Here is a 21,635-nt window from a genome sequence, read left to right on the forward strand (position 1 = left end):
ACCAAAATGAGGCCATCTACCCACCCCTGCCGCACCTGCCACCCCACAAACGACTCTGGATGAACAAATGGCGGTAACACATTGACTTTTATGAGCGCGCTTTAAATTTTAATGATTCTCAAACTCAACAATACCAAAACGGCGCTCGACCCCGTGTTTACGGCACTTTCCGACCCTCGGTAGGGGGTTTTGTGAAAATTTCATGAACTGTTGCGAATTTTGAGCACGCTTGTTGCATTCCTTTCACGCCAAGTCGGCACGGCATCTGCAATGGCAGGTGTACGCGACAAATAACAACAGCGGCATTGGTTACCAGGGAGTTTCTTAAGCTGGCGTCGGTAGTTACCGATTCATGGCGGCTAAAGAAGCAGCGCTGGGGTTATACGGCCCTATATTGGGGCGTGATTTGCGACATGGAAATACCTGAACGCGACATGGTGGAAAAGTTCCGTAAAGAGTCTCTATCGCCGTATCGCCAAGAACAGTCAGCGTGCTATACATTTTCGCCGACATAACAAGAAAGAGCTGCTCCATATAACTAAAACACTTGCACGCAGCGGTACTCTTCCTAAAAACCAAAGGAGCAAATCACGATGCGCGTGATGAAGTGGAGCATGATCGCCCTGGCCGTTACGGCAGGGACCTCGCAGTTGGCAATGGCCTCCGCACAAGATGAGTCCAAAGGTTTCATCGAAGACAGCAAGCTGAACGTCAAGACCCGCATGCTGTATTTCAGCCGTGACTTCCGCAACAACGCGCCTGGCAGCCAGAGCCGCGTGGAAGAAACCGGCCTTGGCTTCCTGGGCACCTTCGAATCCGGCTTCACCCAAGGCACCGTAGGCTTCGGCGTCGACGCCATCGGCATGCTCGGCCTGAAACTGGACAGCGGCCGCGGCCGCGCCGGCACCGGCCTGTTCCCGACGGGCTCGGACGGTCGCTCGCAAGATGACTACTCGGAAGCGGGCGGCGCGGTAAAAATGCGCATCTCCAACACCGTACTGAAGTGGGGCGACCAGTTCACCGCACTGCCAGTATTCGCAACCGACGACAGCCGCTTGCTGCCAGAAGTTGCCGAAGGTGGCCTGATCACCAGCAACGAAATTGCCGGCCTCACCCTGCACGCCGGTCACTTCACCGCACTGAACGCCCAGGCCCAGACTTACCACGACAGCCTGCGGCTGACCGAAGCCAATGTCTTTGGTGGCACCTACGCCCTCTCCGACAACCTCAGCACCAGCGTTTACTACTCGCGCGTCGAAGACCACTTCCGCAAGTGGTACGGCAATATCAACTGGGCGCTGCCGATCAGCGACAAGCAAGGCCTGGTGTTCGACTTCAACATCTATGACACCAAGTCCATCGGCAACAACCTGACCGGTGCATTCGTCAGCAAGTCCGACGGCAGCAACGAACTGGACAACATCGCAGCCAGCCTCTCGGCCGCGTACAACGTCGGCGCCCACACCTTCACCCTGGCCTACCAGAAGGTCACCGGTGACGGCGACTACGCCTACGGTGTAGACGGTGGCGGCACGGTCTTCCTGGCCAACTCCGTGGCCCGTTCCGACTTCAACGCCGAAGACGAAAAATCCTGGCAGGCTCGCTACGACCTGAACTTCGCTGAGTTCGGCGTACCCGGCCTGAGCTTCATGACCCGCTATGTACGTGGTACCGGTGCAACCACCCGCACCACCGACAGCGGCAAGGAATGGGAACGCGACATCGACGTCAAGTACGTGATGCAGAGCGGCCCGGCCAAGGACCTGAGCTTCCGCGTCCGTCAAGCCACCTACCGTTCGGCCGATGGCGTTTACTACGGTTCGCCTTCGATCGACGAACTGCGCCTGATCGTGGAGTACCCGCTGAGCATCCTGTAAGCCTGGCTTGCAGTGCCCCGCACCTGAAAAGCCCGGCGACCTCGCCGGGCTTTTTCTTGGCTGACAAGCGTCACGCCCTGGGGCATCCTGTACGCCTTCGTTTCACCCCCGTACAATGCGGGGCTATTTCAACGTCTTAGGCAATCGACACGGCTAACCATGCGCACCAGTCAATATTTGCTCGCCACCCAGAAAGAAACCCCTGCCGATGCAGTGGTCATCAGCCATCAGCTCATGCTGCGTGCCGGCATGATCCGCAAACTGGCCTCCGGCCTGTACACCTGGCTGCCGATGGGCCTGCGGGTAATGCGCAAGGTCGAGGCCGTGGTGCGTGAGGAAATGAACGCCGCCGGTGCCCTCGAAGTGCTGATGCCAAGCATCCAGCCCGCCGAGCTGTGGCAGGAGTCCGGCCGCTGGGAACAATACGGCCCGGAACTGCTGCGCCTCAAAGACCGTCATCAGCGTGACTTCTGTGTTGGCCCAACCCACGAAGAAGTGATCACCGACCTGGCCCGTAACGAGCTGTCCAGCTATAAACAGCTGCCGCTCAACATGTACCAGATCCAGACCAAATTCCGCGATGAAATCCGCCCGCGCTTCGGCCTGATGCGTGGCCGCGAGTTCATCATGAAAGACGCCTACTCGTTCCATGCCGACCAGGCTTCCTTGCAGGAAACCTATGACCGCATGCACCAGGCCTACAGCAACATATTCACGCGCCTGGGCCTGGACTTCCGCCCAGTGCAGGCCGACACCGGCTCGATCGGCGGCAGCTACTCGCATGAATTCCACGTACTGGCCGAGTCTGGCGAAGACGACGTGATCTTCAGCGACAGCTCCGACTACGCCGCCAACATCGAAAAGGCCGAGGCCATCCCACGGGAAACCGTGCGCCCCGCGCCTACCGAAGAGCTGCGCCTGGTCGATACGCCAAACGCCAAGACCATTGCCCAGCTGGTGGAAAACTTCGGCCTGCCGATCGAGAAAACCGTCAAGACCCTGATCGTGCGCGGCGCCGAAGAGGGCAAGCTGGTGGCCCTGATCGTTCGTGGCGACCACGAGCTGAACGAAATCAAGGCCACCAAGCTGGAGCAGGTTGCCGACCCGCTGGTAATGGCCACCGAAGCCGAACTGCGCGAGGCGATCGGTGCCGGCGCCGGCTCGCTGGGCCCACTGAACCTGCCGCTGGAATGCATCATCGACCGCTCGGTGGCGCTGATGAGCGACTTCGGTATTGGTGCCAACATCGATGACAAGCACTATTTCGGCGTGAACTGGGAGCGCGACCTGCCAGTGCCACAGGTAGCCGACCTGCGCAATGTGGTTGAAGGCGACCCGAGCCCGGACGGCCAAGGCACCCTGATCATCAAGCGTGGCATCGAAGTCGGGCATATCTTCCAGCTGGGCACCAAGTACAGCGAAGCGCTGAAGTGCCAGGTGCTGGGCGAGAACGGCAAGCCGGTCGTGCTGTCGATGGGTTGCTACGGCATCGGCGTATCGCGCGTGGTGGCAGCCGCCATCGAGCAGAGCTACGACGACAAAGGCATCATCTGGAACGACGCCCTCGCCCCGTTCCAGATCGCCCTGGTACCGCTGCGCTACGAAACCGAAGCGGTTCGCGAGGCAACCGACAAGCTGTACGCCGAACTGACCGCCGCCGGCTACGAAGTACTGCTGGACGACCGCGACAAGAAGACCAGCCCCGGCATCAAGTTCGCCGATATGGAGCTGATCGGCATCCCGCACCGCATCGTGGTCAGCGATCGCGGCCTGGCCGAAGGCAACCTGGAGTACAAGCACCGCACCGAGCAGGACGCCCAGCCGTTGCCGCTCAATGAAGTGCTGACCTTCCTGCAGGCCCGCGTTCGCCGCTGATAACCAATGCACGAGTAATCATGTTCAAGCGAAGTACCTTTACCCGGGGGGGCGCCGCACTGTGCGGTGCCCTGCTCGTCAGCGGCTGCGCCAACCAGATGTCCCAGCGCAGCGACCATGAAGAGCGCGTGGAGCGCAAACTGCTCGCCCACACCCTGCAGATCGATGTCGGCGAGCCGAAGGTGATGGAGCTGCCGCAACGGCGTGTGCGCGTGCATGAGCAAAAGCGTTTCGAAGTGACCGAATTCGAAGTCACCCGCCGCTATGATCGCTACACGCCTTACCAGCCCTGGCGGGAGATCTACGAGATCCCGCTGGGTGCGGTGGCCGTTGTGGCGGGGGTTGGCGCCAACGTGGTCAATGTCTTCGCCTTGGGCAACCTGCCGCAAAGCATGACCCACGACTGGCTCAGCTATGGGGTGGACGGGCTCAACCCGTTCATGAACGTAGCGTCCAATGGCCGCGCCCAGCAGAACCTCGCCGGGATCAGCGAAGTGCAGAAAGGCCAGCGTGAAGAATCCACCAGCATGCCGTGGAGCGAACGCTTGGTCGAGGTCAAGGCTGGCAAAATGACTCACGAGCTGACCACCGACCGTAGCGGCGTACTGCGCCTGAACCTGCTGGACAGCCCGTTTTCGGAGCAGAACCTCAACCACGTCGGCACCCTGCACCTGCAAGTGCTCGACGAGGACAACGGGGTCCGTGGCGACGCCAGCCTGCTGGTCAGCGCCACCCTGCGCAACAAGCTGCATGAGGCCCATGAGCTGATCTTCGATGACCTCGAAGATGACGATGTCAGCCAGTGGGTACACCGGGTCAAGCGCCTGTCCGAGCTGGGCCTTGAAGAAGAAGCCAGCGAAATGGAACAGAGCCTGATCGAGCTGACCCGCAACGACCCGGAACTGCAGCAGGAGTTTCTGCAGTCGCTGACCAAGGCTACCGGGCGATTGGTGGCTGACCCGGGGGCGCAATAACCCGGCCTCTATCGCGATTACCCTGTAGGAGCGGCCTTGCGTCGCGATGGGCTGCGCAGCAGCCCCAGGCATTCGGCATTGCTGCTTGAATTGCCGGGGCTGCTGCGCCGACCACCGCGGCGCAAGGCCGCTTCTTTATATAGGCGCAAACAGCTCCAGCTGTTCATGCGCCCCGCGCAGATCGCGAAACCTTACCCCTACCCCCAACAAACGCACCGGCTTGCCACCGCGGGCGAACGCCTGCCCCAGCAATTGCCGGTAACTTTCCAGGTCCCTGCCCGCCCCGGCCTGTTCCAGCGTGGTTTGGCTGAAGTCATGGAACTTGACCTTGACGAAAGGTTTCTCTGGCCGGTAACTGCTGTCCATGCGGGCGATGCGTTCGTTCAGGCTTTCCAGCAGTTCCGGCAAACGCGCCAGGCAACTGGCCAGGTCCGGCAGGTCGGTGTCGTAGGTATTTTCCACGCTGACCGACTGGCGCCGGCTATCGTTGTGCACCGCACGCTCGTCAATACCTCGCGCCAGCCCCCACAACCGCTCACCGAAACTACCGAACTCGCGCACCAGCGCCAGGCGCGACCAGTCACGCAGTTGCAGGCAGGTTTCGATACCCAGGCGCGTCAGTTTGTCTGCCGTGACTTTGCCCACGCCGTGCAGCCTGGCCACTGGCAAGGCCGCAACGAATGCCTCGACCTCATCGGGGGTAATCACGAACAGCCCGTTGGGCTTGCGCCAGTCGCTGGCGATCTTGGCCAGGAACTTGTTTGGCGCCACCCCCGCCGACACGGTGATATGCAGGGTACGCGCGACTCGCCGGCGAATATCCTCGGCAATACGGGTGGCGCTCCCCGAATACCATTGGCTGTCGCTGACATCCAGGTAGGCCTCGTCCAACGACAAGGGCTCGATCAGCTCGGTGTAGTCTCGAAAGATGGCATGAATTTCCCGCGAGGCTTCGCGATAGGCCTCGAAACGCGGCTTGACGATCAACAAGTCCGGGCACAGTTTCAGCGCGTGGCGCGATGCCATGGCCGAGCGCACACCGTAGGCACGCGCTTCATAATTACAGGTGGCGATCACGCCACGGCGCTCTGCCGAGCCGCCCACTGCCATGGGCCGCCCGGCCAGGCGCGGGTCGTCACGCATCTCGATCGCGGCATAGAAGCAATCGCAGTCAACGTGGATGATCTTGCGCAAAGACATGGATGACCGTCAGCACTGTAAATTCATACAGATAGTATCGCATGGGGCCGCCCGTTCAACAGCTGGCCCGCATGCCCACGCGATAATCGGCCTGAAAGGCCCGCCGCGCCTGAGCCGCATGCGGGTGTGATGCGCTAAGGGTTTGAACAAAAAAGGTTTTTTCAAAAAAATTGCTTGACACCAGCGCGCAAATCCGTAGAATTCGATCTCACAGGCGCGGGATGGAGCAGCCTGGTAGCTCGTCGGGCTCATAACCCGAAGGTCGTCGGTTCAAATCCGGCTCCCGCAACCAGTTTCGAGAAAAGGCCACTGTTAACGCAGTGGCCTTTTTCTTTGCCCATGAAAAAGCGATTTTCCAAAAAGTCTCGGTAAATCAAAAAGTAGCGCTTGACACACACGCTGCAAACTGTAGAATTCGCCCCACTGACGCGGGATGGAGCAGCCTGGTAGCTCGTCGGGCTCATAACCCGAAGGTCGTCGGTTCAAATCCGGCTCCCGCAACCAGATTCAAGATAAGGCCACTGTTAACACAGTGGCCTTTTTCTTTGCGCTTGAAAAAGGTCTCGAGCCAGAGTGTGAAAACACTTGACACCAGACCGGCACACTGTAGAATGCGCACCTCTGACGCGGGATGGAGCAGCCTGGTAGCTCGTCGGGCTCATAACCCGAAGGTCGTCGGTTCAAATCCGGCTCCCGCAACCATATTCGTCAGAACAAACCCCGCCTGTGTAACAGCAGCGCGGGGTTTGTTGCGTTTGTCTCCTGCCACTCGTATGACCGGGTCTACCGACCCAACCTGCGGTGTTGAGGGCTCATCCTCAGGATGAACTATCTTTAACGCTGCCGGACGACTGCAAGTCATGTTGTCCGGAGTAATATCCGGATACGTTTTCCAAAGGGACTTTCACTTGGCCGCACCTCTCCTCCACCTCGCGCTGCTTGCCCGGGGCAATTCATGACTACGCACAACCCCGAACCCCAGGTACCGCTCGCCACGGTGCTGCCAGGTGCGGTACAGCGCCTGCCGTTGCTCGAACGCCTGAGCCGCTACCGCCAGCCCATCGGCCTTGCGGTGACCCTGCTGCTGTTCACCATGGCCCTGATCGCTTGCCGCCACTTGCTCAGCGAGCTGGACATTTACGCCTTGCACGACGCCATGCTCAGTGTGCCGGCGCAGTCGCTGCTGGGCGCTTTTGTCGCGACGGTGGTGGGCTTCGTGATCCTGCTGGGCTATGAGTGGTCGGCCAGCCGCTATGCCGGGGTGAAGCTGCCGGCACCTACCCTAGTGCTGGGTGGTTTCAGTGCGTTCGCCATCGGCAACGCCATCGGCCTGTCGATGCTCTCGGGCGGCTCGGTGCGCTACCGCTTGTACGCCCGCCATGGGCTGGGCGCTGGCGAGGTCGCACGCATGACCGTTTTTGCCAGCCTGTCGCTGGGCTGCGCGCTTCCGCCCCTGGCCGCCCTGGCGACCTTGAGCGACCTGCGGGCTGCATCCAGCGCACTTGGCCTGGCCCAGGGCCTGCTGGCAGGCATCGCCAGTGCGGTGCTGGTCGCCTCTGCCCTGCTGGTCATCGGCTTGTACCGTCGGCGCCTTGCCGAACAGCCACTGGCCAATAACCTGCTGGTACAACTGGGGCGCCGCACCTTGCGCCTGCCGGATGCCCGCCTGACTACCCTGCAACTGCTGATCACTGCACTGGATGTGGCAGCTGCCGCTACCGTGCTGTACCTGCTACTGCCCGAAGCGCCCCCGTTCGGCGCGTTCGTGCTGGTGTATCTGCTGGCCTTGGCGGCAGGTGTGCTCAGCCATGTACCGGGCGGGGTCGGGGTGTTCGAGGCGATCCTGCTGGCGGCCTTTGCCAACCAGCTGGGTGCGGCGCCGCTGGCTGCCGCATTGCTGCTGTACCGGTTGATCTACGTAGTGGTGCCGCTGCTGCTGGCCTGCGTGTTGCTGTTGGCCAACGAAGCCCGACGCCTGCTGTTCGCCCAGCAGGCCATGAAGGCCGCCTCGGGCCTGGCTGCGCCTATCCTGTCGATCCTGGTGTTCCTGTCTGGTGTGGTGTTGCTGTTCTCCGGCGCCACCCCGGAAATCGACACGCGCCTGGAGCACATGGGCTTTCTGGTGCCACACCGGCTGATCGATGCATCGCACTTCGGCGCCAGCCTGATCGGCGTGCTGTGCCTGCTGCTGGCCCAAGGCCTGCGTCGGCGCCTGTCGGCCGCCTGGATGCTGACAATCGTATTGTTGCTGGTCGGTGCCCTGCTGTCGTTGCTCAAAGGCTTCGACTGGGAAGAGGCCAGCCTGCTGACCTTTACTGCCACCTTGCTCGCCGTGTTCCGGCGCTCGTTCTACCGCCCCAGCCGGTTGATGGAGCTGCCGTTCTCGCCGGTATTTCTGGTTGCAAGTGCCTGTGTTGTCGGGACCTCGGTGTGGCTGCTGCTGTTTGCCTACCAGGATGTGCCCTACAGCCATCAGCTGTGGTGGCAGTTCACGCTCGACGCTGACGCCCCCCGTGGCCTGCGCGCCGCCATGGGCAGCGCCTTGCTGTTGGCGGCCCTGGCACTGACCTGGCTGCTGCGCACCGCACCACCGGTGATCCACCTGCCTGACGAAGAAGAACTGCAGCGTGCCAACCGCATTCTGCTGGCTTCCGACCAGCCTGACGGCGGCCTGGCACTCACCGGCGACAAGGCCTTGCTGTTCCACCCACGGGACAATGCCTTCCTCATGTACGCCCGGCGCGGCCGTAGCCTGGTGGCACTGTACGACCCGATTGGCCCGGCCCAGGAACGGGCCGAGATGATCTGGCAGTTCCGCGACCTGTGCGACCTGCACCATGCGCGGCCGGTGTTCTATCAGGTACGCGCGGAAAACCTGCCGTTCTACATGGACATTGGCCTGACCGCGCTGAAACTGGGTGAAGAGGCCCGGGTCGACTTGCGCCGCTTCGACCTCGAAGCCAAGGGCAAGGAAATGAAAGACCTGCGTTATACCTGGAACCGCGGTGGACGCGATGGCCTGAGCCTGGAAATCCACGAGCCTGGCCAAGCACCGCTGGCAGAACTGAAGGAAATCTCCGATGCCTGGCTCGGCGGCAAGAACGTACGCGAGAAAGGCTTCTCGCTGGGGCGCTTCAGCCCGGACTACCTGCAGCACTTCCGGATTGCCCTGATTCGCTTCCAGGGCCGCCCGGTGGCCTTTGCCAACCTGCTTGAAACCCACAGCCACGAGCTGGCCAGCCTGGACCTGATGCGCGCCCACCCCGAGGCCCCCAAGCTGACCATGGAGTACATGATGATCGGCTTGATCTTGCACTATAAAAGCCGTGACTACGGGCGCTTCAGCCTGGGTATGGTGCCGCTCTCCGGCCTGCAGCCACGGCGTGGCGCGCCATTGACCCAGCGCCTGGGGTCATTGGTGTTCCGCCGTGGTGAGCAGCTTTACAACTTCCAGGGGCTCCGGCGCTTCAAGGACAAGTTCCAACCGGACTGGGAACCCCGCTACATGGCCGTGCCAGCCGGGCTCGACCCGCTGGTGGCACTGGCCGACACTGCCGCCCTCATTGCTGGCGGCCTGACTGGATTGGTGAAACGTTGATGACCCGACGCTATTGGCTGTACCTGCTGGTTCCCCTGTTGCTGGCTGCCCTGGGTGGCGGGCTGGCGTTCTGGCTGTGGACGCGCCCTGCCCCAGAGGCGCACCTGGAACAAATGAGCATCAATGACACCCCCATCACCCGGGTGACGCCAGGCGTGCACCCCAAAGTCAGCGTGGCCATCGGCGTGCCTCAGGACCAGGCGCTGAGCGACAAGCAACTGCTGGACCTGGCCCAGGCTGGCGAAGCGCAGCTGGTGCAGGTGATCCTGCCACCGAACGATTGCAGCAAGCAGCAACAGGCGCTGGACCAGGCCCTGAAGCAATTGCCGGCAAAACCCGACGTGGTCGCCGGTATCGGCCCTGGTGCCGCCCAGGCCTGGCGCTGGCTGGCCGGGCAGAGCGATGACAAGGCCCGCGCCATTTCCGTAGGCTTTGCCCTTGAGCAGCCCGGCTGCCAGGCGCCGTTGCCCAAATCGGCGGCGCATGGCCACTGGAGCGTGGCCTGGAACGACAACCCGGACGACGCCAGCGCCGCCTTCGTGCGTGACCAGGCCAATGCCGAAACCAGCATCAGCGATTACGACATCCACCTGCCGCAGGTGCTCAAGGCGCAACTGACCCAGGCCTTGCTCGGCCACGATGGCAACGCGCTGCCAGTCCCGGTAGTCGAGGTGCCGGCCGGGCAAACCACCGATACCGTCACCCTGTTCCTTTCCGGCGATGGCGGCTGGCGCGACCTGGACCGCGACGTCGCCGGCGAAATGGCCAAGCTGGGCTACCCGGTGGTGGGCATCGACACACTGCGCTATTACTGGCAGCACAAAACCCCCGAACAAAGCGCTGCCGACCTGTCCGAACTGATGCAGCACTATCGCCAGAAATGGGGCACCAAGCGCTTCGTGCTTGCCGGCTATTCATTCGGTGCCGATGTACTGCCGGCGATCTACAACCGCCTGCCGACCGAAGACCAGCAGCGTATCGACGCCGTGGTGCTGCTGGCCTTTGCCCGCAGTGGCAGTTTCGAAATCGAAGTCGAGGGCTGGCTAGGCAAGGAAGGCCAGGAAGCGCCAACCGGGCCGGAAATGGCCAAGCTGCCTGCCTCCAAGGTGGTGTGTGTGTATGGCGTCGAGGAAGCTGACGAAAGCGGCTGCACCGATGGCACGGCTGTTGGCGAGCGCATGAAACTGCCCGGCGGCCACCACTTCGACGAGAACTACCCGGCGCTGGCCAAGCGCTTGATTGGCGAAATCGAGACCCGCCAAGGCAAGGCAAGCGTGGCTGAGCAGAACTGACAAAAATCGGGGCCGCTTTGCGGCCCCTTGCCAATCAGATCTCGACCTGGGTCCCCAGCTCGATCACCCGGTTCAGCGGCAGGTTGAAGAAGCGCAGGTTGCCGTTGGCATTCTTCAGCAGGAAGGCGAACAGGTTGCCACGCCAGCGCGACATCCCCTCGAGCCGTGAGGCGATCACCGTCTCACGGCTGAGGAAGTACGTGGTGCGCATGGGGGTGAAGTCCAGGCCATCCAGATGGCACAGTTTCAACGCCGCCGGTACGTCCGGCTCGTCCATGAAGCCAAAATGCAGCAGCACGCGGAAGAAGCCGTCACCATAGGCTTCCACTTCGAAGCGCTCGTGCTCCGGCACCCGCGGCCGGTCCTCGCTGACCACCGTCAACAACACCACCTGGCTATGCAGCACCTGGTTGTGCAGCATGTTGTGCAGTAGCGCATGCGGCACGGCATCGGAACGCGCGGTCAGGAACACCGCCGTGCCTTCGACCCGGTGCGGTGGCTGAATGCGGATACTGCTGATGAACAACGGCAGCGGCAATGCCCCTTCATCGATGCGCTCGACCAGGATCTGCTTGCCACGCTTCCAGGTGCTCATCAGCAGGTACAGCACGCCCCCGGCCAGCACCGGGAAGGCGCCACCCTGGACAATTTTCGGCACGTTGGCGGCAAAGAACAGCCCGTCGACCAGCAGGAAACCGACCAGAATCGGCACCGCCAGCAGCGGCGGCCACTTCCACAGCAGCAGCATCACCGCCGACACCAGGATCGTGGTCATCAGCATGGTCCCGGTTACCGCAACGCCGTAGGCTGCCGCCAGCGCCCCGGAAGACTCGAAACCGATCACCAGCAGTACCACACCCACCATCAGGGTCCAGTTCACCGCACCGATATAGATCTGCCCTTGCTCGTCGCTGGAGGTGTGCTGGATCTGCATGCGCGGGATATAACCCAGCTGGATGGCCTGGCGGGTCAAGGAGAAGGCCCCGGAAATCACTGCCTGCGAGGCGATCACCGTGGCCAGGGTGGCCAGGCCGACCAACGGCAACAGCGCCCAGCCCGGTGCCAGCAGGTAGAACGGGTTGCGGGCCGCATCCGGATCCTGCAGCAGGAGCGCACCCTGGCCAAAATAGTTGAGCACCAGCGCCGGCAGCACCAGGATGAACCAGGCACGGGCGATAGGCTTGCGGCCAAAATGGCCCATGTCGGCATACAATGCCTCGGCACCGGTCAGCGCCAGCACCACCGCACCCAGAATGGCCACGCCCATCCCCGGGTGCACCACGAAGAAGTTGACCGCCCAGCCGGGGTTGAAGGCTTTGAGCACTTCCGGGCTTTGTGAAATGCCATGCACGCCCAGTGCACCGAGCACCACGAACCAGGTGACCATGATCGGGCCGAACAGCTTGCCGATCTTCTCGGTACCGTGCTTCTGCACCAGGAACAGGGCCACCAGCACCACCAGCGAAATCGGCACCACCCAGTGGTCGATACCGTCGAACGCCAGGCCCATGCCCTCTACCGCCGACAGCACCGACACCGCCGGGGTGATCATGCTGTCACCATAGAACAGCGAAGCGCCGATCAGGCCACAGATCACCATCAGTGTGCGCAGCCGCGGGTAGGCCGCCGTAGCCCGCCGCGCCAGCGCAGTCAGGGCCATGGTGCCGCCCTCGCCCTGGTTGTCGGCGCGCAGGATGAACATCACGTACTTGAACGACACCACCCACAGCAGCGACCAGAGGATCAGCGACAGGATCCCCAGTACGCCGTCATGGTTGACCGGCACCCCATAACCACCGGTAAAGACTTCCTTCAGGGTATACAGCGGGCTGGTGCCGATATCGCCATAAACCACCCCGACCGCTGCCACGAGCAGGCCCAGCGACCGCGTCGCACCCTGCTTACCCTCGTGCCCGCCCTCAGCGTGACTGCTTGCCTGAACCATCGACCACTCCCGCAGACGGCCATTACGGCCTTTCAGTATTCACTCTGCGACCAAGCACTCACTGCAGCTTGGCGCAACGGCGCGAAGCATAGCGCAGCGTTCGTCGTATTTCTGCTGGTCAAGCGTCCCTGCGCTCGCTAGAATTGCGCACTTTTTGATCAGAGGCGCCAAAAGCGCCCGTCAAGATCGCCCCCGATTCCGGCCGGGCGACCTGCATTCAATACCGAGGTTAGTCATGTCCACCACGCCCGCCACCCCCAAGGTAGGTTTCGTAAGCCTGGGTTGCCCCAAAGCCCTGGTCGATTCCGAGCGCATCCTGACCCAGCTGCGCATGGAAGGCTATGAAGTCGTGCCCACCTACGAGGATGCCGACGTGGTGGTGGTCAACACCTGCGGCTTCATCGACAGTGCCAAGGCCGAATCGCTGGAAGTCATCGGCGAAGCGATCAAGGAAAACGGCAAGGTCATCGTGACCGGCTGCATGGGCGTTGAAGAAGGCAACATCCGTGACGTGCACCCAAGCGTGCTGTCGGTCACAGGCCCGCAACAGTACGAGCAGGTGGTCAACGCCGTGCACGAAGTGGTGCCACCCCGCCAGGACCACAATCCGCTGATCGACCTGGTACCGCCACAAGGGGTCAAGTTGACCCCGCGCCACTACGCCTACCTGAAAATTTCCGAAGGCTGCAACCACAGCTGCAGCTTCTGCATCATCCCGTCGATGCGCGGCAAGCTGGTCAGCCGCCCGGTGGGCGAAGTGCTGAGCGAGGCCGAGCGCCTGGTGAAGGCCGGGGTCAAGGAGATCCTGGTGATTTCCCAGGACACCAGCGCCTATGGCGTTGACGTCAAGTACAAGACCGACTTCTGGAACGGCCGCCCGGTCAAGACCCGCATGCTTGAACTGTGCGAAGCACTGAGCAGCCTGGGTGCCTGGGTGCGCCTGCACTACGTGTACCCTTACCCGAATGTCGACGATGTGATCCCGTTGATGGCGGCCGGCAAGATCCTGCCGTACCTGGACATTCCGTTCCAGCATGCCAGCCCGAAAGTGCTCAAGTCGATGAAGCGCCCGGCTTTCGAAGACCGTACCCTGGCACGCATCAAGCAGTGGCGCGAACAGTGCCCCGAACTGGTGATCCGTTCCACCTTCATCGTCGGCTTCCCCGGCGAAACCGAAGAAGACTTCCAGTACCTGCTGGACTGGCTGACCGAAGCCCAGCTCGACCGCGTGGGCTGCTTCCAGTACTCGCCGGTGGAAGGCGCCCCGGCCAACGACCTGGGCCTGGATGAAGTGCCGGACGACATCAAGCAGGACCGTTGGGACCGTTTCATGGCCCACCAGCAGGCCATCAGCGCTGCCCGCCTGCAACTGCGCATCGGCAAGGAGATCGAAGTGCTGATCGACGAAGTCGAGGCGCAAGGTTCGGTAGGCCGCAGCTTCTTCGATGCCCCGGAAATCGACGGCAGCGTGTTCATCGATGGCGACCATGGCTTCAAGCCAGGCGACAAGGTTCGTTGCCGGGTGGTAGACGCCGACGAATACGACATGTGGGCCGAGCCGGTCTGACACCCACGCAGTACGCTGCGCACCATCGCCGGCCAGCAGCTCCTTTACCAGGGAGCTGCCTGGCCGATGATGGGCCGCGCAGGCGCACCGGCAATCCTTGGGCCTGTTGCGCTTTTAGCATCTATCGTTTCCTCAGCCCCAGAGGAACGTACCCCGATGCGCCAGCCATTGTCCCTGCAAACCCCGCACCTTAGCGACTACCCCGAACTGGCCCAGGTCTGGGAAGACTCGGTGCGCGCGACCCACGATTTTCTACCCGATGCCTATATCCGGCTGCTGCGTGAGCATGTGCTGTACCGCTACCTCGACGCCGTGATGCTGGTCTGCTGCAAGGACCGCCAGCGTATCTGCGGGTTCGCCGGGGTCGCCAGCAGCCGGGTGGATATGCTCTTCGTTGCCCCGGCCTACCGTGGCCAGGGCGTAGGCAGGCGCTTGCTGCGCTACGCCATCAACGAACTCAATGCCGAAACCCTGGACGTCAACGAGCAGAACCTGCAAGCCCTGGGCTTCTACCTGCATGAAGGTTTCGAGGTGGTCGGCCGCTCCCCTACCGACGGCCTTGGCCAACCCTACCCCCTGCTGCATATGCGCCTGCGGGGCACAGGCCAGTGCAGCGGCGACTGAATATGCCGCAGCAGGTCGCCGAAATGGCGCAAGTGACACAGATTCCCATCATCAACCGCGTAGGGGCAGGTACAATGGTCACCTTTCCCTGCCTCTGCGAATTGCGCCATGTCCGAACCCGTCCGCCTGTCCAAACGCCTCATCGAGCAGCTTGGCTGCTCTCGCCGCGAGGCCGAGCTGTACATTGAAGGAGGCTGGGTCACGGTCGATGGCGTGGTGGTCGAGCAGCCGCAGTTCAAGGTGGGGCAACAGCGCGTCGAGCTGTTGCCTGGCGCCCGCGCCGAGACCCTGGAGCCGGTGACCCTGCTGCTGAACCAGCCTGCCGACATGGACAGCGAAAGCGCCCGCGCCAGCATCAACATGGGCAGCCTCAGCGAAGCCCACCGCGAGGGCGTGCGTGCGCTGCACGGGCACTTTGCCCGGCAGGCTTGCGTCGCCCCACTGGAGCGCGGCGCCAGTGGCCTGCAAGTGTTCACCCAGGACTGGCGGGTGACCCGCAAGATCGAAGCCGACCTGCGCCGCCTGGAGCAGGAATTCATCGTTGAAGTGCGCGGCCAGACCACGCCCCAGGCACTGGAGCGCCTGGCCCGCGGTGCTACGCGCAATGACCGTGAGCTACCCAAGGCCAAGGCCAGCTGGCAGAACGAGACCCACCTGCGCATGGCCCTGAAAAACCCGCAGCCCGGGCAGATCGCCGAATTGTGCGCTTACCTGCGCCTGGAGCTGGTCGGCATGCGGCGCATTCGCCTGGGTGGCGTATCGATGGGCAAGTTGCCGCTGGGCCAATGGCGCTATGTGGCCACTACCGAACGTTTCTAAGTAATAGGCCGCGCTGGAACGCGCGGCACCTGAACAGGATTCAGCAGCAATGAACCACAACGACGTCCTGCGCAGCCTGCGCTACATGCTCAAGGTGAACGACGCCAAGATGGCCGAGATCATCGGCCTCTCCGGCCTCGAAGTGCACCCGCTGGTGCTCGCCACCTACCTGAAGAAAGAAGACGAAGAGGGCTTTGTGCGTTGCCCTGAGCGGGTGATGGCGCACTTCCTCGACGGCCTGGTGTTCTACCGTCGCGGCAAGGATGACAGCCGCCCGGCGCAACCGATCGAGCTGCCGGTGACCAACAACCTGATCCTCAAGAAGCTGCGGGTGGCTTTCGAACTCAAGGAGGACGACTTGCACGCGATCCTCAAGTCCGTGAACTTCCCGGTCAGCAAGCCGGAATTGAGTGCACTGTTCCGCAAAGCTGGCCACGACAACTACCGGCCGTGCGGCGACCAGTTGCTGCGCAACTTCCTCAAGGGCCTGACTTTGCGCGTGCGCGGCTGAGTGACCATGCAGCACACCGTTGCCCCGGTCGGTATCGTCCGTTCATGCTTCAAGGAAAAGTTTGCCATTCCACGCCAACCGCAGCTGGCTCCCGCCGCCCGCGGCGTGCTGGAGCTGCTGCCGCCGTTCGACCAGGGTGAGGCAGTCGAAGGCCTGGAGCAGGTCAGCCATGTCTGGCTGCTGTTCCTGTTCCACCAGGCGCTGGAAGACAAGCCACGCCTGAAGGTGCGGCCACCGCGCCTGGGTGGCAACAAGAGCATGGGCGTGTTCGCGACCCGCGCCACCCATCGGCCCAATGGCATCGGCCAGTCGGTGGTGCGCCTGGAGGGGGTTGAACCGGGGCGGCTGCTGCTGTCCGGGATCGACCTGCTGGACGGCACGCCGGTGCTGGACATCAAGCCCTACGTGCCTTACGCCGACAGCATTGCATGCGCCAGCAACCAGATGGCCAGCGCCGCGCCTGCAGCCATTGCCGTGCACTGGGTCGACAGCGCATTGGCGCAGGCCCGCGAGCATGCATTGCGGCTGGGTGAGCCGCTGGTGGCGCTGATCGAACAGTGCCTGGCCCAAGACCCACGCCCGGCCTACCAGGTACCTGCACCGGAACGGGTGTACGGGGTGAGGTTCTGGGATGTGCAGGTGCGCTGGCATTACCCGCAGCCGGAGGCGATCCGGGTGTTGGAGGTGGTGCTGGCCTGACCCGATTCAGGCTTGTTCGCTGTCCATTGTAGGAGCGGCCTTGCGTCGCGATGGGGCGCGTAGCGGCCCCGGGCCTTTAGCCATCCTGCAAGCTTGCCGGGGCTGCTACGCAGCCCTTTCGCGACGCAAGGCCGCTCCTACAAGGACCGCGCAGGCATGAAAAAGGCGACCCGAGGTCGCCTTTTTGCATTTCAAGCCGCTATCAACGAGCCGGGCCTTCAGCTACACCCAGGTCGTCGGTTGGGCGGGTATCAACCAGCGGTGCACCGCCGGACGCCAGCTCCGAGGCCAGCTTGTCGTTGTCCATTTCCTTGACCCACTTGGCCACGACCACGGTGGCAACGGCGTTGCCGACCAGGTTGGTCAGGGCGCGGGCTTCGGACATGAAGCGGTCGATACCGAGGATCAGCGCCAGGCCGGCAACCGGCAGGTGGCCCACCGCCGACAGGGTGGCAGCCAGCACGATGAAGCCCGACCCGGTGACGCCGGCAGCACCCTTGGAAGCCACCAGCAGCACCAGCAGCAAGGTGATCTGGTGGGTGATGTCCATGGTGGTGTCGGTGGCCTGGGCGATGAAGACCGCTGCCATGGTCAGGTAGATCGAGGTGCCGTCGAGGTTGAACGAGTAACCGGTCGGGATCACCAGGCCAACCACGGACTTCTTGGCACCCAGGCGTTCCATCTTGGCCAGCATGCGCGGCAGGGCCGATTCCGATGAGGAGGTGCCCAGCACGATCATCAGCTCTTCACGGATGTAGCGGATCAGTTTCAGCACGCTGAAGCCGTGGGCGCGGCAGATACCGCCCAGCACCACCAGCACGAACAACAGGCAGGTGATGTAGAAGCAGGCCATCAGGTAGCCCAGTTGCACCAGCGAACCCACGCCGTACTGACCGATGGTGAAGGCCATGGCACCGAAGGCGCCAAGCGGGGCCAGCTTCATGATCATGTTGATGATGTTGAACATGACATGGGCGAAGCGGTCGATCATGTCCAGCAGCGGCTTGCCGTAGCTGCCCAGGCGGTGCAGGGCGAAGCCGAACAGGACCGAGAACATCAGCACTTGCAGGATATCGCCGTTGGCGAATGCACCGACCACGGTGTTGGGGATGACGTTGAGCAGGAAGCCGACCGTGGTCTGCTGCGCGCCGGCGGCGGCATAGGCAGCCACACTGCTGGCGTTCAGGGTGCTGACGTCGATGTGCATGCCAGCGCCTGGCTTGACCACGTTGACGACGATGAGGCCAATGATCAAGGCGATGGTGGAGACGATTTCAAAGTACAGCAGCGCGTAGCCGCCAGTCTTGCCGACCGACTTCATGCTCTGCATGCCGGCGATGCCGCTGACCACGGTACAGAAGATGATCGGGGCGATGACCATCTTGATCAGTTTGACGAAACCGTCACCGAAGGGTTTGAGCGCGACGCCCGTTTCCGGGTAGAAGTGGCCGAGCAGGATGCCGATGGTGATGGCGACCAACACCTGGACATACAGGGATTTGTAAAGCGGCTGACGTGTCGTCATGGCTAATTTTCCTCAAGTGTGCCGGCTCACCCTTCCCAGGGTGATGGGGCACCTGAATCGCTAACCCTCCTGCACTTGGAGGGATTTGTCGTTGTGTTCGAGCTGCCTGGGCAGGCCTCTGCGTAGATCAATAGCAAGGGTGGTGCCAAAGTGCCCAGCAAGGGTGCAAATGCCTTGTGTACCAAGGATTAATGCCCAACGACGGGGCGATAAAGGTGAGGAAAGCTGGCGGATTTCCGCCCGGTGGCGGGTTTTGTACAGGCATGTTGGCGGGAATCCGCCCACCCGGGCCGTGAATCACTCGAGGTTGAAGGTAATCCTGAACGCAGCCCCACCCAGTGGTGAATCCCCCAGGCTGAGCACGGCGTCATAGCTGTCGACGATATCCTTGACCACCGCCAGGCCGATGCCCTGCCCCGGGTGCTGGCTGTCCAGCCGCTCACCGCGCTCGAGGATGCGCTCGCGCTGGTCGGCCGGCACGCCCGGCCCGTCGTCTTCGATGCACAAGGTCAGGCGCCCTGGCACTTGCTCAAGGCTCACCCGCACTTGGCCAAGGCTCAGCCGATAGGCGTTTTCCAGCAGGTTGCCGAGCATCTCCAGCAAGGCGCCCTGCTCCATCGGCACCTGGGCCGCCCCGGGTAACACCCGTTGCACCTCCACGCGTTTGTCCCGGTATACCTTGGCCAACGTGCTGCACAGGCTGTCGAGCACAGGCCGTAGCGGCACACTGTGGCGCACCAGGCCGCTCTTGCGCAGGCTGGCGCGCTGCAACTGGTAGTCGATCTGCTGGCTCATGCGTTCGATCTGGCTTTGCAGCACCCGCGCCTGTTCGCGTTCGCCACTGCGCTGCTGCAGGCTTTCGCCCACCCCCTGCAACACCGCCAGCGGGGTTTTCAGGCTGTGTGCCAGGTCGTCCAGCGAATCCCGGTAGCGCGTACGCTGCTCGCGTTCACTGCGCAGCAAACGGTTGAGCGAGCGGGTCAGGCGCAGCAGCTCGCGGGGGTGCTCGCCGCTCAGGCCATCGCGCGCCCCTGCTTCCACCTCATCCAGTTCGTGGCTGAGCCGGCGCAGCGAGCGCAAGCCCCAGGTCAAGCCGGCCCACAGCAACACCAGCAGCGCCAGCAAGGCAGCGCCGAAGCCCAGGTAGAGCTTTTCGCGCAGGCCGTCGAGGGTGGCCTTGTACTCGCTCACCGGCTGCAGGGCGACAATGCTGTAGGCTGCGCTCTGGCCACCCAGCAGCTTGATCTCGACGTCGTAGACAAAGAACTCTTCACCATCGGCCTGGTGGATGCGGGCAAATTCGTTGCCGCGCCCGTCATAGCGCGGCCGGTAGTTGATGTGCCGGTCGGCGGTGGCGCGGGACTGCCAGACCAGCTGGCCATCGCGGTCGAAGATATAACCGAGCAGGCCGGTGTACGGCAGGTTGTAACGCTCGTCCGGCAGCAGTTCGGGCATCTGCAACTGGCCGCCTTCGATGCGCGCGGCCGATATCAGCGTGGTCACGTCCGAGGCCAGGCGCTGCTCGATCGACTCCTGCAGGGCCAGGCTGAACGCCTTCTGCAACGCGGGCAGCAACCCCAGCATGAACAGCAGCGCCAGCACGGCGGCGGCCAGCATCAGGCGCACGCGCAGGGAACGAATCATCGGCAGCGCTCGGTGAACAGGTAGCCCAGGCCACGTACGGTATCGATGGGTTTGAACCCCTGCTCGCCTTCCAGCTTGCGGCGCAGGCGGCCGACCAGCACTTCGATGACATTCGGGTCACGCTCCTCATCGCCTGGGTACAGTTGCTCCATCAGGCGGTCCTTGGCCACCACTTGCTGATGATGGCGCATGAGGTATTCAAGGATACGGTACTCATAAGCCGTGAGCGCCAACGGCTGCGCATCGAGGCTGGCCTGCTTGCGGTTGAGGTCGAGCACCAGCGGGCCGGCAGCGATGGTCGACTGGGTGAAGCCGCTGGAGCGGCGCAGCAGCGCATTCAGGCGGGCTTCGAGCTCTTCGAACTGGAAGGGTTTGACCAGGTAGTCGTCGGCGCCTGCGGCCAGGCCTTCGACCTTGTCCTGCCAGTTGCCACGGGCCGTGAGGATGAGGATGGGGAAGGTCTTGTCCTGGCTGCGCAGGCGCGTGATCAGCTCCAGGCCACTGATACCGGGCAAGCCCAGGTCGATGATGGCCAGGTCGAAGTGGTACTGCCCGGCCTGGTACAGCGCCTCCTCGGCATCGGCGACCGCCTCGACCACGTGGCCGCTTTCGCCCAGGCGGGTGTAGAGGTGATGGCGAAGCAGGGCTTCGTCCTCGACCACCAGCAGTTTCATATGCAGCTCCTTTTCATCTATTGCCTGTACCGGCCTCTTCGCGGCTAAAGCCGCTCCCACAGGGAGCACACAGGTTTGCTGGACTGTGCGATCGCTGTGGCAGCGGCTTTAGCCGCGAAGAGGCCGGTACAGGATAACCCGGCAGGCCGTCAGAACTTGTAGGAGGCTGCCAGGTAAGTCTGCGCACTGCTGCTCAGGCGCAGGGTGCCATCCTTCGGCCCACCATGCGCGCCCACTTCGGTTGCCGCATTGGTGCGCAGGTAACGGTAGCCCAGCTCCACCGAAGCCTTGTCGGTGATGTCCTGGATCACCCCGGCCTGCAGCCCGTAGGCATAACCGTAGTCGGTATCGCGGCGGGCGCCTGGCGAGTCCTGGGTGAGCTTGGTCATGCCCAGGCTGCCACCGCCAAACAGTTTGGTGGTATCGCCCACCGGCAGGAACAGGTCATAACTGCCCAGCAGGTTTTCCTGACGCAGTTTCAGGCCGCTGTGGTCGCCCGAGACGTTGTCATAGGTCATGTAGTAACGGCCTTGGTCGTTGATCTTGCCCACACGCACACCCCAGGTGTCATCCTTGCCGATGATGCCGTCGGTGTTGAGGTTGTCGGTGTTGCGCTGCAACAGGCCGGACTTGCGGACCTTGTCGCTGGTCTGGCCGTAGGTGAGGCTGGCGAAGTTGTCATCGGCAGCCTGAGCGGTGGTGAGGCCAGCGGCGCAGACGGCCATGGCGGCAAGCAGGGTATTGAAGGTTTTCATGGCAGGTTACTCCAGTTGGGTGCGTTGTTTCGGTCTGGAAGCTAGAGTAAGCAGGG

16 protein-coding genes and 3 tRNA genes are annotated in these 21,635 nt (G+C 62.7%); 13 read left to right on the forward strand and 6 right to left on the reverse strand.

Annotation, left to right across the window (positions count from 1 at the left end):
- Positions 1-593 precede the first annotated feature (593 nt).
- The 3 genes from APH30_RS06305 to APH30_RS06315 all read left to right on the forward strand — a co-directional run bounded on the left by APH30_RS06305 (position 594) and on the right by APH30_RS06315 (position 4,726).
- Entirely contained in the window at positions 594-1,877 is a 1,284-nt protein-coding gene (locus tag APH30_RS06305; protein WP_054905824.1) for an OprD family porin, read from the forward strand.
- Between the two features lie 159 nt (positions 1,878-2,036).
- The gene (locus APH30_RS06310) at positions 2,037-3,752 is read left to right on the forward strand and encodes a proline--tRNA ligase (protein WP_054911983.1); all 1,716 of its coding nucleotides are present in this window, start codon (positions 2,037-2,039) and stop codon (positions 3,750-3,752) included.
- A gap of 20 nt (positions 3,753-3,772) precedes the next feature.
- Complete coding sequence (locus APH30_RS06315; RefSeq protein WP_054911984.1) at positions 3,773-4,726, forward strand: hypothetical protein; 954 nt, start codon at positions 3,773-3,775, stop codon at positions 4,724-4,726.
- A 135-nt stretch (positions 4,727-4,861) separates the two neighbouring features.
- Here APH30_RS06315 and dinB read toward each other — a convergent pair whose 3' ends face one another.
- Entirely contained in the window at positions 4,862-5,920 is a 1,059-nt protein-coding gene (dinB, locus tag APH30_RS06320; RefSeq protein WP_177333713.1) for a DNA polymerase IV, read from the reverse strand.
- A 221-nt stretch (positions 5,921-6,141) separates the two neighbouring features.
- On the opposite strand from dinB, the gene APH30_RS06325 reads away from it, so the two are divergent.
- The 5 genes from APH30_RS06325 to APH30_RS06345 all read left to right on the forward strand — a co-directional run bounded on the left by APH30_RS06325 (position 6,142) and on the right by APH30_RS06345 (position 10,816).
- Positions 6,142-6,218 (forward strand) — tRNA-Met (locus APH30_RS06325).
- A 135-nt stretch (positions 6,219-6,353) separates the two neighbouring features.
- Positions 6,354-6,430, forward strand: a tRNA-Met gene (locus APH30_RS06330).
- A gap of 121 nt (positions 6,431-6,551) precedes the next feature.
- Positions 6,552-6,628: transfer RNA gene (locus APH30_RS06335), tRNA-Met, on the forward strand.
- A gap of 253 nt (positions 6,629-6,881) precedes the next feature.
- Complete coding sequence (mprF, locus tag APH30_RS06340; protein ID WP_054911986.1) at positions 6,882-9,524, forward strand: bifunctional lysylphosphatidylglycerol flippase/synthetase MprF; 2,643 nt, start codon at positions 6,882-6,884, stop codon at positions 9,522-9,524.
- Positions 9,524-10,816: a virulence factor family protein gene (locus APH30_RS06345; protein ID WP_054911987.1), complete on the forward strand. Its 1,293-nt coding sequence runs from the start codon at positions 9,524-9,526 to the stop codon at positions 10,814-10,816. Before mprF ends, APH30_RS06345 begins: the two co-directional genes overlap by 1 nt.
- Before the next feature lie 34 nt (positions 10,817-10,850).
- On the opposite strand, the gene APH30_RS06350 is transcribed toward APH30_RS06345, so the two are convergent.
- On the reverse strand, positions 10,851-12,761 hold the full coding sequence (locus tag APH30_RS06350; RefSeq protein WP_009682553.1) for a potassium transporter Kup: 1,911 nt from the start codon (positions 12,759-12,761) through the stop codon (positions 10,851-10,853).
- Positions 12,762-12,996: 235 nt separating this feature from the next.
- On the opposite strand from APH30_RS06350, the gene rimO reads away from it, so the two are divergent.
- From rimO to tsaA, 5 genes are all read left to right on the forward strand, one after another.
- Entirely contained in the window at positions 12,997-14,328 is a 1,332-nt protein-coding gene (gene rimO, locus APH30_RS06355; RefSeq protein ID WP_009682554.1) for a 30S ribosomal protein S12 methylthiotransferase RimO, read from the forward strand.
- A gap of 156 nt (positions 14,329-14,484) precedes the next feature.
- On the forward strand, positions 14,485-14,952 hold the full coding sequence (locus APH30_RS06360) for a GNAT family N-acetyltransferase (protein WP_054911988.1): 468 nt from the start codon (positions 14,485-14,487) through the stop codon (positions 14,950-14,952).
- Positions 14,953-15,060: 108 nt separating this feature from the next.
- Positions 15,061-15,771, forward strand: a complete 711-nt coding sequence (locus APH30_RS06365) for an rRNA pseudouridine synthase (RefSeq protein WP_054911989.1) — start codon at positions 15,061-15,063, stop codon at positions 15,769-15,771.
- Positions 15,772-15,820: 49 nt separating this feature from the next.
- Entirely contained in the window at positions 15,821-16,282 is a 462-nt protein-coding gene (locus APH30_RS06370) for a DUF1456 family protein (RefSeq protein WP_029887591.1), read from the forward strand.
- A gap of 6 nt (positions 16,283-16,288) precedes the next feature.
- Complete coding sequence (gene tsaA, locus APH30_RS06375; RefSeq protein WP_054911990.1) at positions 16,289-16,981, forward strand: tRNA (N6-threonylcarbamoyladenosine(37)-N6)-methyltransferase TrmO; 693 nt, start codon at positions 16,289-16,291, stop codon at positions 16,979-16,981.
- Positions 16,982-17,183: 202 nt separating this feature from the next.
- Here tsaA and APH30_RS06380 read toward each other — a convergent pair whose 3' ends face one another.
- The 4 genes from APH30_RS06380 to APH30_RS06395 form a co-directional block, all read right to left on the reverse strand.
- Positions 17,184-18,506: a dicarboxylate/amino acid:cation symporter gene (locus tag APH30_RS06380; RefSeq protein ID WP_054911991.1), complete on the reverse strand. Its 1,323-nt coding sequence runs from the start codon at positions 18,504-18,506 to the stop codon at positions 17,184-17,186.
- 297 nt (positions 18,507-18,803) lie between these two features.
- Positions 18,804-20,150, reverse strand: a complete 1,347-nt coding sequence (locus APH30_RS06385; protein ID WP_054911992.1) for an ATP-binding protein — start codon at positions 20,148-20,150, stop codon at positions 18,804-18,806.
- Positions 20,147-20,824: a response regulator gene (locus tag APH30_RS06390; RefSeq protein ID WP_054911993.1), complete on the reverse strand. Its 678-nt coding sequence runs from the start codon at positions 20,822-20,824 to the stop codon at positions 20,147-20,149. The genes APH30_RS06385 and APH30_RS06390 overlap by 4 nt, the downstream gene beginning before the upstream one ends.
- A 149-nt stretch (positions 20,825-20,973) precedes the next feature.
- Positions 20,974-21,579 (reverse strand): outer membrane protein, encoded by a 606-nt coding sequence (locus tag APH30_RS06395; RefSeq protein ID WP_054881146.1) that lies wholly within the window; start codon positions 21,577-21,579, stop codon positions 20,974-20,976.
- Positions 21,580-21,635 lie beyond the last annotated feature (56 nt).

This window comes from Pseudomonas sp. NBRC 111127, assembly GCF_001320345.1.
GTDB classification, from domain to species: domain Bacteria; phylum Pseudomonadota; class Gammaproteobacteria; order Pseudomonadales; family Pseudomonadaceae; genus Aquipseudomonas; species Aquipseudomonas juntendi.

What these genes read in the sequence shown, in the direction of transcription:
- APH30_RS06305 (WP_054905824.1), top strand. Translation starts at nt 594, where the DNA reads ATGCGCGTGATGAAGTGGAGCATGATCGCCCTGGCCGTTACGGCAGGG.
- APH30_RS06310 (WP_054911983.1), top strand. Translation starts at nt 2,037, where the DNA reads ATGCGCACCAGTCAATATTTGCTCGCCACCCAGAAAGAAACCCCTGCC.
- APH30_RS06315 (WP_054911984.1), top strand. Translation starts at nt 3,773, where the DNA reads ATGTTCAAGCGAAGTACCTTTACCCGGGGGGGCGCCGCACTGTGCGGT.
- mprF (WP_054911986.1), top strand. Translation starts at nt 6,882, where the DNA reads ATGACTACGCACAACCCCGAACCCCAGGTACCGCTCGCCACGGTGCTG.
- APH30_RS06345 (WP_054911987.1), top strand. Translation starts at nt 9,524, where the DNA reads ATGACCCGACGCTATTGGCTGTACCTGCTGGTTCCCCTGTTGCTGGCT.
- APH30_RS06350 (WP_009682553.1), bottom strand. Translation starts at nt 12,761, where the DNA reads ATGGTTCAGGCAAGCAGTCACGCTGAGGGCGGGCACGAGGGTAAGCAG.
- rimO (WP_009682554.1), top strand. Translation starts at nt 12,997, where the DNA reads ATGTCCACCACGCCCGCCACCCCCAAGGTAGGTTTCGTAAGCCTGGGT.
- APH30_RS06360 (WP_054911988.1), top strand. Translation starts at nt 14,485, where the DNA reads ATGCGCCAGCCATTGTCCCTGCAAACCCCGCACCTTAGCGACTACCCC.
- APH30_RS06365 (WP_054911989.1), top strand. Translation starts at nt 15,061, where the DNA reads ATGTCCGAACCCGTCCGCCTGTCCAAACGCCTCATCGAGCAGCTTGGC.
- APH30_RS06370 (WP_029887591.1), top strand. Translation starts at nt 15,821, where the DNA reads ATGAACCACAACGACGTCCTGCGCAGCCTGCGCTACATGCTCAAGGTG.
- tsaA (WP_054911990.1), top strand. Translation starts at nt 16,289, where the DNA reads ATGCAGCACACCGTTGCCCCGGTCGGTATCGTCCGTTCATGCTTCAAG.
- APH30_RS06380 (WP_054911991.1), bottom strand. Translation starts at nt 18,506, where the DNA reads ATGACGACACGTCAGCCGCTTTACAAATCCCTGTATGTCCAGGTGTTG.
- APH30_RS06385 (WP_054911992.1), bottom strand. Translation starts at nt 20,150, where the DNA reads ATGATTCGTTCCCTGCGCGTGCGCCTGATGCTGGCCGCCGCCGTGCTG.
- APH30_RS06390 (WP_054911993.1), bottom strand. Translation starts at nt 20,824, where the DNA reads ATGAAACTGCTGGTGGTCGAGGACGAAGCCCTGCTTCGCCATCACCTC.
- APH30_RS06395 (WP_054881146.1), bottom strand. Translation starts at nt 21,579, where the DNA reads ATGAAAACCTTCAATACCCTGCTTGCCGCCATGGCCGTCTGCGCCGCT.